This is a genomic window from Streptomyces mangrovisoli (assembly GCF_000974985.2).
GTDB lineage: Bacteria > Actinomycetota > Actinomycetes > Streptomycetales > Streptomycetaceae > Streptomyces > Streptomyces mangrovisoli.
In genome coordinates this window covers 33,161-46,315 of the sequence record NZ_LAVA02000010.1, presented here as the reverse complement: position 1 = coordinate 46,315, position 13,155 = coordinate 33,161, and the positions used below count along the sequence as shown (strand labels likewise).

Annotated in this window: 14 protein-coding genes; 7 read left to right on the top strand and 7 right to left on the bottom strand. The window is 72.0% G+C overall.

Annotation, left to right across the window (positions count from 1 at the left end):
• Positions 1-34 precede the first annotated feature (34 nt).
• Positions 35-583 (bottom strand): anthrone oxygenase family protein, encoded by a 549-nt coding sequence (locus tag WN71_RS04460; protein WP_046584671.1) that lies wholly within the window; start codon positions 581-583, stop codon positions 35-37.
• A gap of 2 nt (positions 584-585) precedes the next feature.
• Positions 586-1,401, bottom strand: a complete 816-nt coding sequence (locus WN71_RS04455; RefSeq protein WP_079177641.1) for a DUF2293 domain-containing protein — start codon at positions 1,399-1,401, stop codon at positions 586-588.
• 187 nt (positions 1,402-1,588) lie between these two features.
• On the opposite strand from WN71_RS04455, the gene WN71_RS04450 reads away from it, so the two are divergent.
• Positions 1,589-2,236 (top strand): nucleoside/nucleotide kinase family protein, encoded by a 648-nt coding sequence (locus WN71_RS04450; RefSeq protein WP_046584672.1) that lies wholly within the window; start codon positions 1,589-1,591, stop codon positions 2,234-2,236.
• Positions 2,237-2,333: 97 nt separating this feature from the next.
• Positions 2,334-2,765, top strand: a complete 432-nt coding sequence (locus WN71_RS04445; RefSeq protein ID WP_046584673.1) for a CBS domain-containing protein — start codon at positions 2,334-2,336, stop codon at positions 2,763-2,765.
• 37 nt (positions 2,766-2,802) lie between these two features.
• Here the strand turns inward: WN71_RS04445 and WN71_RS04440 are convergent, their stop codons facing one another.
• Positions 2,803-3,930 carry a magnesium and cobalt transport protein CorA gene (locus WN71_RS04440; protein WP_046584674.1) on the bottom strand — a complete coding sequence of 376 codons (1,128 nt, stop codon included), beginning with the start codon at positions 3,928-3,930 and terminating at the stop codon, positions 2,803-2,805.
• A 197-nt stretch (positions 3,931-4,127) separates the two neighbouring features.
• Here WN71_RS04440 and WN71_RS04435 point away from each other — a divergent pair, with 197 nt between their 5' ends.
• Complete coding sequence (locus tag WN71_RS04435; protein WP_046584675.1) at positions 4,128-4,922, top strand: methyltransferase; 795 nt, start codon at positions 4,128-4,130, stop codon at positions 4,920-4,922.
• 133 nt (positions 4,923-5,055) lie between these two features.
• Here the strand turns inward: WN71_RS04435 and WN71_RS04430 are convergent, their stop codons facing one another.
• On the bottom strand, positions 5,056-5,946 hold the full coding sequence (locus tag WN71_RS04430) for a carbohydrate kinase family protein (protein WP_046584676.1): 891 nt from the start codon (positions 5,944-5,946) through the stop codon (positions 5,056-5,058).
• Between the two features lie 200 nt (positions 5,947-6,146).
• On the bottom strand, positions 6,147-7,055 hold the full coding sequence (locus WN71_RS04425; RefSeq protein ID WP_046584677.1) for a pseudouridine-5'-phosphate glycosidase: 909 nt from the start codon (positions 7,053-7,055) through the stop codon (positions 6,147-6,149).
• Between the two features lie 99 nt (positions 7,056-7,154).
• On the opposite strand from WN71_RS04425, the gene WN71_RS04420 reads away from it, so the two are divergent.
• Entirely contained in the window at positions 7,155-7,583 is a 429-nt protein-coding gene (locus WN71_RS04420) for a VOC family protein (protein ID WP_206300013.1), read from the top strand.
• A 3-nt stretch (positions 7,584-7,586) separates the two neighbouring features.
• On the opposite strand, the gene WN71_RS04415 is transcribed toward WN71_RS04420, so the two are convergent.
• Both WN71_RS04415 and WN71_RS04410 read right to left on the bottom strand, forming a co-directional pair.
• Positions 7,587-8,162 (bottom strand): methylated-DNA--[protein]-cysteine S-methyltransferase, encoded by a 576-nt coding sequence (locus tag WN71_RS04415; RefSeq protein WP_046584679.1) that lies wholly within the window; start codon positions 8,160-8,162, stop codon positions 7,587-7,589.
• 40 nt (positions 8,163-8,202) lie between these two features.
• The gene (locus WN71_RS04410; RefSeq protein ID WP_046584680.1) at positions 8,203-9,075 is read right to left on the bottom strand and encodes a glycerophosphodiester phosphodiesterase; all 873 of its coding nucleotides are present in this window, start codon (positions 9,073-9,075) and stop codon (positions 8,203-8,205) included.
• 278 nt (positions 9,076-9,353) lie between these two features.
• Here WN71_RS04410 and WN71_RS04405 point away from each other — a divergent pair, with 278 nt between their 5' ends.
• The 3 genes from WN71_RS04405 to WN71_RS04395 all read left to right on the top strand — a co-directional run bounded on the left by WN71_RS04405 (position 9,354) and on the right by WN71_RS04395 (position 13,150).
• The gene (locus WN71_RS04405; protein WP_046584681.1) at positions 9,354-10,220 is read left to right on the top strand and encodes an MHYT domain-containing protein; all 867 of its coding nucleotides are present in this window, start codon (positions 9,354-9,356) and stop codon (positions 10,218-10,220) included.
• Between the two features lie 40 nt (positions 10,221-10,260).
• Positions 10,261-12,420 (top strand): excinuclease ABC subunit UvrB, encoded by a 2,160-nt coding sequence (uvrB, locus tag WN71_RS04400; protein WP_046584682.1) that lies wholly within the window; start codon positions 10,261-10,263, stop codon positions 12,418-12,420.
• 151 nt (positions 12,421-12,571) lie between these two features.
• Positions 12,572-13,150 (top strand): TerD family protein, encoded by a 579-nt coding sequence (locus WN71_RS04395; protein WP_046584683.1) that lies wholly within the window; start codon positions 12,572-12,574, stop codon positions 13,148-13,150.
• Positions 13,151-13,155: the final 5 nt, after the last annotated feature.

The window sequence follows — 13,155 nt, the reverse complement described above, 5'->3', positions numbered from 1 at the left end:
TCGAGCCGGCACGCCGGGTGTCCGGTTGCGGACCTCAGGCGAGCGCGAGCAGATAGGTCACCGCGGCGGCCGCCGAGGAGACCGTCCGGACGTGGTTCCACCGCGTCCACTCCCGCACGTACGCCGGCCAGTACGCCACCGCGTCCGTCTCCACTTCCCCCGCCTCCGTTCCCGCCTTCGCGGGTCGCGCCCCGCCCGGCGCGCCGGGTCTCGCCGGCCGCTCCGCCGCGAGCCGCCCGAGCCGCTCGTTGCGCGGCACGTTCGCGACGACCGTCACCCCGAACGCACCGCACAGATACAGAGCGCTGCCCAGCAGCAGCTCCACCGTCGCGCCGTCCGGCCACATCACGAACGTCACCACCGCGATCACCGCGATCAGCGTCGCCGTGCCGAGGAACAACGCCAGGAAGACCGGCGACGTGGCCACGGAGTTGATCGCGTTCATGGCGGCGACGCCCTGCGCGGGCGGCAGCGCGGCCAGCCCCCGCATCACCAGCACGGAGAAGGCGCAGAACACCCCGGCCATCACCCCGGAGCCGAGCGCCCCGAGCACCGCCAGCACGAAGAACGGCTCCTCGCCCATCGCTACGTCAACTCCCGTTCGTCGGTGCCTGTGTCGACTCCGGCCCGTCGGCCCGAGATCCTGCCCTGCGCCCACCCGTCGCCACAAGCGGTTACTCCTTCCCCACCCTGCGTCCCGGGCTCCGGAACGCGCACGCGCCAGCCCCGCAGCACCGTGTCCACCGTGCTCCGGATCCGCCGCCGCGCCTCGTGCCACGGCACCCCGCTCATCAGCAACTGGTCGTACGGCGTGTCCAGATGCCGTACCGACGCGACCACCGCCGATGTCACCGCCCGCTCCGACAGCGCCCGCCCGGCCGCGCTCCGGCCGACCCGCCCGCTGCCGCGCACCGAGGCGTGCGCGGCGATCTCCCGTGCCCGCTCGGCCGGACAGCCGGGGAACAGCCGCCGTATCTCCGTGGCGAAGGCGTCCGTGAACCGCACGTCCTCGGCCGCCCGCCGCCGCGCGTCCCGGGCCCGTCTGCGCCGTCGCGCCTCGGCGTCCGCGAGACACCGCTGTTCCGCCCTGGCGAGCGCGGCCTCCTCCACCAGGACGCCCTGCCGCTCGTAGCGGCCCCTGCGCCGGTTGAACCGGACCACGACGGCCGACAGTCCGCTCTCCTCCCGCGATCTGCGGGTCAGCGCGGTGTCCCCGCGCGGCAGGAACACCAGGTGCCCCAGGTCGGCGCAGTCCAGACACCGGGGTACGCCGGCGTCCAGCACGAGCAGCGACAGCGGCCCGCTCCCGCACTCCGCGCAGGCGCGCCTGCCGAGCGGCTGGACGACGACGGGCCCCGCGAAGGCCCACGTGGTCGTCCGCGTGGTCGTCCGCCCTGCCATGCGCCCTCCCTTCCCCTTCCTCTTTCCCGCTCCCGCACCCACGGCCCCCTGCCACGGCTCCCTGTCGCAGCCCCCTGCCACAGCTCCTTGTCACGAACCTCTGTCACGAACCCCTGTCGAGGCCCCCGCGGCTCCCTCTCCGGCCCCCTGGCGACCACCCGGCGGCCGGCGGCGCATCATGGACCGCGTGCGACTCGAAGCGATCACCTGGGACCGGCTCGGCGACCTCCTGGCCGAGCGGCTGCTCGACCTGAAGCCCGCGGACGCGAGCCCCTGGCCGAAGGTCGCTCTCGACGGCGCCCCGGCCGCCGCCCCCGGCGACCTCGCCGAACGCGTCGGTGAGGCGCTGCGGGTCCGCGGCCGCCCCTCACTCGTCGTCGGCGCCGAGGGTTTTCTGCGGCCCGCCTCGCTCCGCCTGGAGCACGGCCGGCGGGACCCGGAGTCCTACTACGACGGCTGGTACGACACCGGCGCACTGTGGCGCGAGGTCTTCGGCCCGCTCGAACCCGGCGGCGACGGCAGGATCCTGCCCGACCTGTGGGACCCGGCGGCCGACCGCGCCACGCGTAGCCCCTATGTCCAACTCCCTTGCGGCGGCGTGCTGTTGCTGCACGGCCCGTTGCTGCTGCGGCACTGGTTCCCCTTCGACCTGACCGTCCACCTCCTGCTCTCCCCGGGCGCCCTGCGCCGCCGTACCCCCGAATCCGACCTCTGGACCCTGCCCGCCTTCGAGCGCTACGAGGGCGAGACCGACCCGGCGACCCAGGCCGACGTGCTGGTCCGCGCCGACGACCCCCGCCACCCGGCCTGGAACGGGGGCGGACCCCGGGGCTGAGGGATGCGGCCGTCCCGCCCCGCGCGGAGAATGGGGCACGCCGGTACCAGCGGCGCGTTCCGTGCCGCGCCGGCCACCCGGCACCGGGAGGTACCCCATGACCACTGCCGGCGACATCATGCACCGGGGCGCCCAGTGGATCCCGGCCCACGAGACCCTGGACCGCGCCGCCCAGCTGATGCGCGAGCTGAACGTCGGCGCCCTGCCCATCAGCGACGAGGACGAACGGCTCTGCGGCATCCTCACCGACCGCGACATCGTCGTCGGCTGCGTGGCCATGGGGCACGACCCCGCCAAGGTCACCGCCGGCGAGATGGCCCAGGGCACCCCGCGCTGGATCGACGCCGACGCCGACCTCGGCGACGTGCTCCAGGAGATGCAGGGACACCAGATCCGCCGGCTACCGGTGATCGCGGACAAGAGGCTCGTCGGCATGATCAGCGAGGCCGACCTCGCCCGGCACCTGAGCGAGGACCAGATCGCCGCCTGGACGGGCAGCGTCTACGCCCGGTCCCCGGCCCGCCACTGAACCGGACCGCCGGGCCCGTCATCGGAGGAGGCGAAGCTCAGAGCCACCCGTTACGCCGGAAACCGCGGTGCAGCGCCACACAGGCCGCGAAGATGACGCCCACGACCAGCGGATAACCGAACCGCCAGTGCAGCTCCGGCATGTGATCGAAGTTCATGCCGTAGACCCCGCACACCATCGTCGGCACCGCGATCACGGCCGCCCATGCGGTGATCTTGCGCATGTCCTCGTTCTGCGCGACGGTCACCTGTGCGAGATGTGCCTGGAGGATGGAGTTCAGAAGCTCGTCGAAGGCCGCTATCTGCTCCGTGACCCGCAGCAGGTGGTCGCGGACGTCACGGAAGTAGGCCTGTATCTCCGGGCCGATCACCCGGTTGGGCAGGGTGGCGAGCTCGTCGACGGGGCGGTTCAGCGGCACCACCGCCCGCTTCAGCTCCAGCAGTTCACGCTTGAGCTGGTAGATGCGGCCCGGATCGGCCCGCGCGCCGTTCTCCGCGAAGACGTCCGTCTCCACCTGGTCGATGTCGGCCTGCACCGAGTCGGTGACGCTCAGGAAGTCGTCCACCACATGGTCCGCGATCGCGTGCAGCACCGCGGCGGGCCCCTTGGCGAGCTGCTGCGGCTGTGCCTCCAGTTCCTCCCGCAGCGGACCCAGCGAGCCGTGCCGGCCGTGCCGGACCGTGACGACGAAGTCCTCGCCGACGAACACCATGATCTCGCCGGTGTTCACCACCTCGCTCGTCGCGGTCAGCTCCTCGTGCTCGACGTAGCAGACCGTCTTGAACACCGCGAACAACGTCGTCCCGTAGCGCTCCAGTTTGGGGCGCTGATGGGCCTCGACCGCGTCCTCCACGGCGAGCGGATGCAGGTCGAACAGCTCGGCGATGCCCGCGAACTCCTGGTCCGTCGGTTCGTGCAGCCCGAGCCAGACGAAGCCGTCCCCGGACTTGCGCACCCGTTCCACGGCGTCGACCAGGTCGCTGCCGCCCTGCACCCGTACCCCGTCCCGGTACGTCACGCACTTGACCACCGAGGAACCGAGCGGAGACCTGGCCGGGTGGCTCAGGTCGACCCGATGCCGCCGCCGGGCCAGCCGCGCCACCCCGCGCAGGCCGCCGACCCTGTCGAGGCCCGTGACCTTCCGCAGATTGCCCGCCATGGACATCTGGCCCTCCTTGCGTGTACCCCTCGCCGCACTGTCGTGCCTTGGCGGTTCAGTGTGCCAGCCCTCCGCGAGAGGCGTGCAAGCCTGTGTGAACAGGGAGTTCCGCTTTGTTCCCGCCTGTGGACGAAGCCGGGACCATGTCACGGACCGGAGCGTCGGCGGCTCGTGGCGAGCGGCCCGGCTGGGATGATCGCCGCATGACGCAAACCGACGGATATCTCCTCGACAACCAGCAGGCGGAGGCGGGCCGGCGCTTCGACGCCTTCGCCACCCTCTTCGATCCCACGACCTTCCGGCACCTGGAGGAACTGGGTGTCGGCGCCGGCTGGCGCTGCTGGGAGGTCGGCGCGGGTGGCACCTCCGTCGTCGCGTGGCTCGCCAAGAAGGTCGGCCCGACGGGCAAGGTCGTCGCCACCGACATCGATACCTCGCTGGTCGCGGCGGCCGCCCGGGCCCCGGTCGAGGTGCGGGTGCACGACGTCGGCGCGGAGGAACCGCCCGGCGAGGGCTTCGACCTCGTCCACGCCCGGCTCGTCCTCGTCCATGTGCCCGACCGGGAACGGGCGTTGCGGTCGATGGTGAAGGCCCTGCGGCCCGGCGGGCGGCTGCTGATCGAGGACGCGGACCCCGCGCTGCAACCGCTCGCCTGCCCGGACGAGCACGGCCCCGAGCAGCAGCTCGCCAACCGCATCCGGCACGGCTTCCGCAAGCTCCTCGCCGACCGCGGCGCCGACCTGTCGTACGGCCGCCGGCTGCCGCGACTGCTGCGCGAGGCCGGTCTCCAACGCGTCGAGGCCGACGTCTACTTCCCGTTCACCTCACCCTCCTGCTCGGCCCTCGAGTCCGCGACGGTCCGTCAACTGCGGGCACAGCTCGTCGCGGCGAACCTCGCCACCGACGAGGAGATCGACCGGCACCTGGCGAACATCGCCTCCGGCACGATGGACCTGGCCACGGCACCGATGATCTCGGCGTGGGGCCGCAAGGGGTAGGCCCGGCCGGTCTGCGGGTTGGTGGTTCCGCCGAGCCGCTGACCTGCCGGTCACCCGATTTGCCGGTCGCCCAGTCACCCGGTCTGCCGGTCTGCCGGTCTGCCGGTCCAGAGGGCTGGCGGCGGGGGCGAGATCACTCCCGCGCCGGCGGCCGTCCCCCGACCCGCTCCACCGCTCGCGCCCCCGCCATGCATCCCTGCGTCGCGGCGCTCACGGCGTCGGCGCCCCTCAGCAGCGCGGCCAGGAATCCACCGGTGAAGGCGTCCCCCGCACCCGTGGTGTCCCGGGGGTCCGCGGGGGCGGCGGGGATCCGGGCGCAGACCTCTCCCGCGCGGGCCACCAGCGCGCCCTCGGCGCCCTGCTTGGCGACCACCAGCGGCACCCGGTGACTCAGCTCCGCCGCCGCGCGCGTCCCGTCCGACACGCCGGTGAGCAGGCACGCCTCGTCCCTGCTGGGCAGCAGGACGTCCACGCCGTCGGCGAACTCCAGGAACCGGCCCACCCCGAACTCCTTCAGGAACCCCGTCGACGCGGGGTCCAGGCTGACGGGAACACCTCGCGCCCGGGCCGCGGCCAGCGCGACCCGGGCCAGCGCCCGGCTGGGACGGGAGAACAGCAGGTAGCCCGACAGATGCAGCCGGGCCACCCCGTCGAGCAGCGTGTCCGACCAGTCGGCGGGCTCCAGCCGCAGCGACGCCCCGCTGTCCGTCAGGAACGTCCGCTCCGCCGCCGCGCCGTTGTCCACCAGGCAGACCACCGTCCCGGTCGCCTCCGACGGGTCGACGACCAGCAGCGGACGCACCCCGGCCGCGGTCAGCTCCCGCTCGTGCCAGGTCACCGCGTCCGCGCCGACCCGCCCGAGCAGCCGTACGTCGGGGCAGCCCCGGTGTGCCGCCCAGCACGCCACGTTGGCGCCCGCGCCGCCGGGCAGCGTCCGGATCACCGCGGCCGTGTCGGTGCCACCGGCGAGCGGCCCACGGTGCCGCGCCACGACGTCCGTGATCACGTCCCCGACGACCAGCAACGCCCCGCCGACGGATGTCCCCCCGGCGGGCGTCCCACCGGCCGGTGTCCCGACGGGCGCGGTTCCCGCCCCGGTCCGCCCTGCCTGCTCAGCCGTCGTGTCGACTCGCCCGGCCCCCGTCCCGTCCCGCCCGGCCGGTCCCTCCTCCTGTCCGGCCGCTGTCTCGGCGTGACCCACCGGCACCCCGTTCCGCCCCGGCGTCACCCCCTCGACCACGCCGCCGCGATCCGCGCGGCCAGCCGTACGTTGCCGCGCACCGCCGCCAGGTTCGCGCTCAGCGAGGCGCCGTCGGTGTGCCGTACCAGGTGATCGAGCAGGAAGGGCGTGACCGCCTGCCCGCTGATCCCCTCCACCTCGGACGCACGCAGCGCGTCGGCGAGCACCCGGGCGTGGAGTTCCGGATCGAGCTGCTCCGCCTGCGGCACGGGCTGCGCGACGATCAGCGCGGACTCGGGCCGCCCGAGGCCGTCCTGCGCCCGCATCACGTCCGCGACCTGCTCGGGCGTGTCCAGCCGCCAGTCGACCGGGTGCCCGGAGTCGGAGAGATAGAAGCCGGGGAAGCGGTCCGTCCCGTACCCGGCCACCGCGACGCCCAGCGTCTCCAGCCTCTGCAGCGTGGCCGGCACGTCCAGGATCGACTTCACCCCCGCGCACACCACGGTGATCCGGGTCCGCGCCAGCAGGCCCAGGTCGGCGGACTCGTCCTGGGTCACCGTCCACTCCCGGTGCACCCCGCCGAGCCCGCCCGTCGCGAACACCCGGATCCCCGCCAGCGCGGCCAGCAGCGCGGTCGCCGACACCGTCGTCGCCCCGCTCGCCCCCGCGGCCACCGCGAGCGGCAGGTCGCGATGGCCCAGCTTGCGCATCCCGTCCTCGTTCGCGACCCGCTCCAGCTGCGCCTTGTCGAGGCCGATGTGCGGACGGCCGTCCAGCACTGCGATCGTCGCGGGGACGCCGCCCTCACGCCGTACGACGTCCTCCAGCTCCAGCGCCACCTGGAGGTTGCGCGGGCGCGGCAGCCCGTGCGCGATGATCGTCGACTCCAGCGCCACCACGGGTCGACGCGCGTCGATCGCCTCCCGTACCTCTCCGGACACCACCAGCGTCACGCGCCTGCCTCCTGTCTGTCGGTACTCCCTCATCTCTGGCGGGCGCCACCCCCGGCCAAACCCTTGCGGCCTGTGCGGCGGGCCACCAGCCTGGGGTGCATGACGGACAACCGTGCACGTCTCGACCATGTCGTCCTCTGGGTCGGTGACCCGGTCGCCGCGGCCGCCTTCTACGAGCGGACGGTGGGACTGGAACCCCTGCGACTGTCCGAGTACGCCGACGGGAAGGCGCCCTTTCCGTCCGTGCGCCTGAACGAGGAGACGATCCTCGACCTCATGCCACGGTCCATCGCGCCGGGGATGCGGATGGTGCCCGGTGCCGCGGACAGCTCGGGCCACCCCGTCAACCATGTGTGCGTCGCCCTCCCGCAGGAAGGCTTCGACGCCCTGCGCTCCCGTCTGGAGACGGACTCGGTCCCCGTCTCCGCCCTCTCCTACGACTCCTACGGCGCCCGGGGCGAGGCCCGCCGCAGCTTCTACTTCCGCGACCCCGACGGGAACGTCTTCGAGGCACGGCACTACGACTGACGGTCAGAAGAGCGGCTCGGGCAGCACGCCCTCCAGAGCGAGCAACTGCCGCTTGGTCTCCAGGCCGCCGCCGAACCCGCCGATGCCCCCGCCGCTCTCGACGACGCGATGGCACGGCACCACGACCGGCAGCGGATTGGACCCCATGGCCACCCCCACCGCCTGCGCCGCCTGCGGCTGACCCACCCGCCGGGCCAGATCGCCGTACCCGACGACCGCGCCGAACGGCACGCCGGACGCCAGCTCGCGCAGCACCTGCCGGTTGAACCCGGATATCAGGGACCAGTCCAGCGGCAGGTCGAAGGAGCGCCGTTCACCGGCGAAGTACGCCTCGAGCTGACGTATCGCCTCGGACAGCAGGGGGGAGCCGGGCGCCCGTACGGGCTCGGTGCCCAGGCGGGACGCGAGGCGTGCGAGCGCCTTGTCCCGTACCGGGTCCGTGGCGTGGAACACGACATTGACCAGGCCGTCACGGGTGGCGGCCAGCAGCAGCGGGCCGATGGCGCTGTCCACGACCGCCCACACCACCTGCGGCTCGTCCCGCCCGTCCGGCGGCCCGTCCAGTCGATCGCTGTTCATGCCCCCACCGTACGGCCCCCCACTGACAACGCCGGGCGGTTCAGGGGGCGCCCAGCGCCGCCCGGACCACGTCCGGCCGGTTGCTGATCACCCCGTCGACGCCGTGCCGGGCCGCCGTACGGGCGGTGGCCGCGTCGTCCACGGTCCACGCGGCGACCTCCAGCGGTCTGCCGTGCGGTCCGGTGAAGGCGTGCACCGCGGAGACGTACCCCGCCGTGAGCGAGTTCTGCCGGGGATTGATCAGGTCCACGAAGTCCGCGTACCGGCCGAGCGCGGCGACGGACGGCTTCCCCAGGAACGCGGTGCGGACGCCCGGCTTCAGGTCGTGCACGATGCGCACGCTGTCGGCGCTGAAGCTCTGCACGATGAGCCGGTCGTCCAGGTGTTGCCGGTCCAGCCAGCCATCGTTGGCGAGCAGCTTGAGCGTCTGCCGTTCGATCCCCGGGTACAGCTCGGGGTTCTTGATCTCCAGCAGCAGCTTCTGGTGGTTGTGCTCCACCCGGCGCATGTACTGGTCGAGCGTCGGCACGCGCGTACCGGTGAAGGCGGGGCCGTACCAGCTCCCCGCGTCCAGCCGGGCGACCTCGGCGGCTGTGAAGTCCTTCACCTTCCACGGCGAGCGGCCGGGGAAGACGGTCTCGACGTTCGTCGTCCGCGCGAGACTGTCGTCGTGCAGGACGACGAGCGTGCCGTCCTTGGTGCGCTGGACGTCGTTCTCGACCCAGGAGAAGCCCAGCCGGGCGGCCTTGTCGATCGAGGCCAGCGTGTTCTCGGGGGCGTACGCGGACGCGCCCCGGTGGGCGATCACCCAGGGTTGCTCGACGCTCTCGCCGGCCCGCGCGGAGGCGGGCGCCAGCAGTGTGGTGGCGCCGAGCAGCGCGGTGGTCGTGGCGGCAACGGCGCACGCGTGCATGTGTACTCCCTCGCGTCGGCGATCACGTACAGATCGAGCCTGACAGCAGAGAGTCATCGCCGCATGAGCGGGAGGCGGACGGGAAGCGACGGGTGTCGTCCAAGTCCGTTCACGAGTGCCGCACAAGTGGGTCAACCTCGTGTTTCTTTGCCGGATAATCGTTCGACCATTCCGGTGGGAGTCATACTCTCTGCGTCAACCCTGACCGCGCGGGCGGTCCTGGGACGGGGGCATTTGTCGTACATTCCGGGACGCAAGAGGGCGAAGGATAACTGCGCATGCAGGGCACGGTCGACGGATTCAGCTACGGACTCGTCACGCCCCTGGTGGCCTATGTCATGGCCTGCCTGGGCGGCGCCCTCGGTCTGCGCTGCACCACGAGAGCGCTGCTCGCCCCGCTGTCCTGGCGCCCCGGCTGGCTGGCCCTCGGCTCGGCCGCGATCGGCTCCGGCATCTGGACCATGCACTTCATCGCGATGATCGGGTTCTCGGTCCAGGAGACACCGCTGCACTACGACAAGCCGACGACGTTCGCCAGCCTCGGCGTCGCCATCGTCATGGTCGGCATCGGCATCTTCATCGTCGGCTACAAGGGCGCCACCGGAGCGGCACTGTTCACCGGCGGCACCATCACCGGCCTGGGCATCGCCACCATGCACTACCTCGGCATGGCCGGCATCCGCCTCAACGGGCACCTGGAGTACAACACCTTCACCGTCACCGCCTCCGTGGTGATCGCCATGATCGCCGCCACCGCGGCCCTGTGGGCGGCGGGACAGGTGCGGGGGTCCCTGTGGAGCGTGGGCGCGAGCCTCGTCATGGGCGTCGCCGTCAGCGGCATGCACTACGTCGGCATGGCCGCCCTCCAGGTCCATGTCCACGGCACCGCCGAGACCACCGCGGGCGACTCGCCGGCCTCCCTGCTCGCCCCCATGCTGATCGGCCCGTGCGCCTTCCTCTGCCTCGCCGCCGCGGTCGTCGTCTTCGACCCGATGATGGTCATGGGCCGCTCCGACCGCACGCCCGCCGACCACAGGCCCGGCGTCCCCGCGGCCACCGCCCCGCACTCCGTCCGCCGCTCCCGGCAGCGGCCGGGCCGCGCCACCCCGGCCCCGCACCGCCCCCGCACCCCGCAGAACCGCTGATCCGGCCCCGTTGTCAGTGGCGGGTCGTACGGTGGATTGCATGCGGCCCGTTTCCCAGATCGAACGCTCGATGGCGCCCTTCGAGGTCGTCAGCCCCTACCGGCCCAGCGGCGACCAGCCGACGGCCATCGCCGACCTCGCCCGGCGCGTCGAGGCGGGTGAGAAGGACGTCGTCCTGCTGGGCGCGACCGGCACCGGCAAGTCGGCCACCACGGCCTGGATGATCGAGAAGCTCCAGCGCCCCACCCTGGTGATGGCCCCGAACAAGACCCTGGCCGCCCAGCTGGCGAACGAGTTCCGCGAGCTCCTGCCGAACAACGCGGTGGAGTACTTCGTCTCGTACTACGACTACTACCAGCCCGAGGCGTACGTCCCGCAGTCGGACACCTACATCGAGAAGGACTCCTCGATCAACGAGGAGGTCGAGCGGCTGCGCCACTCCGCGACGAACTCGCTGCTCACCCGCCGCGACGTCGTGGTGGTCGCCTCGGTCTCCTGCATCTACGGCCTCGGCACCCCGCAGGAGTACGTCGACCGCATGGTCCCGCTCCGCGTCGGCGACGAGATGGACCGCGACGAGCTGCTGCGCCGCTTCGTGGACATCCAGTACACGCGTAACGACCTGGCCTTCACCCGCGGCACCTTCCGTGTGCGCGGCGACACCATCGAGATCTTCCCGGTCTACGAGGAGCTCGCCGTCCGCATCGAGATGTTCGGCGACGAGATCGAGGCGCTCTCCACCCTCCACCCCCTCACCGGCGAGATCATCAGCGACGACCGCCAGCTGTACGTCTTCCCGGCCTCCCACTACGTCGCCGGCCCCGAGCGCATGGAGCGGGCCGTCAACGACATCGAGAAGGAACTCGGGGAGCGCCTCGCCCAGCTGGAGAAGCAGGGCAAGCTCCTGGAGGCCCAGCGCCTGCGCATGCGCACCACGTACGACCTGGAGATGCTCCGGCAGATCGGCAGCTGCTCCGGCGTCGAGAACTACTCGATGCACTTCGACGGCCGCTCCCCGGGCTCCCCGCCGAACACGCTCATCGACTACTTCCCGGACGACTTCCTGCTCGTCATCGACGAGTCGCATGTCACCGTCCCGCAGATCGGCGCCATGTACGAGGGCGACGCCTCCCGCAAGCGCACCCTCGTCGACCACGGCTTCCGGCTGCCCTCCGCGCTCGACAACCGCCCCCTGAAGTGGGAGGAGTTCCAGGAGCGGATCGGGCAGGCCGTGTACCTGTCGGCGACGCCCGGCACCTACGAGCTGTCCCGGTCGGACGGCGTCGTCGAGCAGATCATCCGCCCCACCGGCCTGATCGACCCCGAGGTCGTCGTCAAGCCCACCGAGGGCCAGATCGACGACCTGGTGCACGAGATCCGCAAGCGCACCGACAAGGACGAGCGCGTCCTCGTCACCACGCTCACCAAGAAGATGGCCGAGGACCTCACCGACTACTTCCTGGAACTCGGCATCCAGGTCCGCTATCTGCACAGCGACGTCGACACCCTGCGCCGCATCGAGCTGCTGCGCGAACTGCGCTCCGGAGAGTTCGACGTCCTCGTCGGCATCAACCTCCTGCGCGAGGGCCTCGACCTGCCCGAGGTGTCCCTGGTGGCGATTCTCGACGCCGACAAGGAGGGCTTCCTGCGCTCCGGCACCTCCCTGATCCAGACCATCGGCCGCGCGGCGCGCAACGTCTCCGGCGAGGTCCACATGTACGCCGACAAGATCACCCCGGCGATGGAACGGGCCATCGAGGAGACCAACCGCCGTCGGGAGAAGCAGGTCGCGTACAACAAGGCCAACGGCATCGACCCGCAGCCCCTGCGCAAGAAGATCAACGACATCGTGGCGCAGATCGCGCGCGAGGACGTCGACACCGAGCAACTGCTGGGCTCCGGCTACCGCAAGCTCAAGGACGGCAAGAACGCCAAGTCCCCGGTGCCCTCCCTCGGCCAGCACGCCGTCAAGGGCGGCGGGACCGGCAAGGCGGCCAAGGGCGGGGCGAAGGGCGCGGCCAAGGACACGGTGCCCACGGACCGCCCCGCGGCCGAACTCGCCGAGCAGATCGAGGAGATGACCGCCCGGATGCGGGCCGCCGCCGCGGACCTCCAGTTCGAGGTTGCTGCCCGGCTGCGCGACGAGGTCTCCGAGATGAAGAAGGAACTGCGCCAGATGAAGGAGGCGGGTCTGGCCTGACGGCCCGTCCGCAGCGGGCCCCGGCGCGTGGTGTGTTGCAACACCGACACAAACCGCGATCCGGGGCTCGGCAGTGTCGGTGACCCTGCGTAGGGTTCAGATCAACCGCGGACACCGCGGTAACAGGGGACGTACGAGAGGGGAAGCAGCCGTGACCGTCAACTTGGCCAAGGGTCAGGCCATCAGTCTGCAGAAGAACGACGGGGGCAGCCTGACAGCGGTCCGTATGGGTCTCGGCTGGAAGGCGGCGCCCCGGCGCGGGCTGTTCGGCTCGCGCACGCGGGAGATCGACCTCGACGCCTCCGCCGTGCTGTTCGCCGACAAGCAGTCGGTCGACGTCGTGTTCTTCCGCCACCTGGTCAGCGACGACGGCTCGGTGCGCCACACCGGCGACAACCTGGTCGGCGGCGCGGGGCAGGGCGGGGACGACGAGGCCGTCCTGGTCGACCTGGCGCGCGTCCCGGTCCACGTGGACCAGATCGTCTTCACCGTGAACTCCTTCACGGGGCAGACTTTCCAGGAGGTGCAGAACGCCTTCTGCCGTCTGGTGGACGAGACCAACGGCCAGGAGCTGGCCCGCTACACGCTGGACGGCGGCGGCAACTTCACCGCCCAGATCATGGCCAAGGTGCACCGCGTCGGCGGCGGTTGGACGATGACCGCCCTCGGCGCCCCGGCCAACGGCCGCACCTTCCAGGACCTGATGCCCACCATCCTGCCCCTGCTGTGACCCCG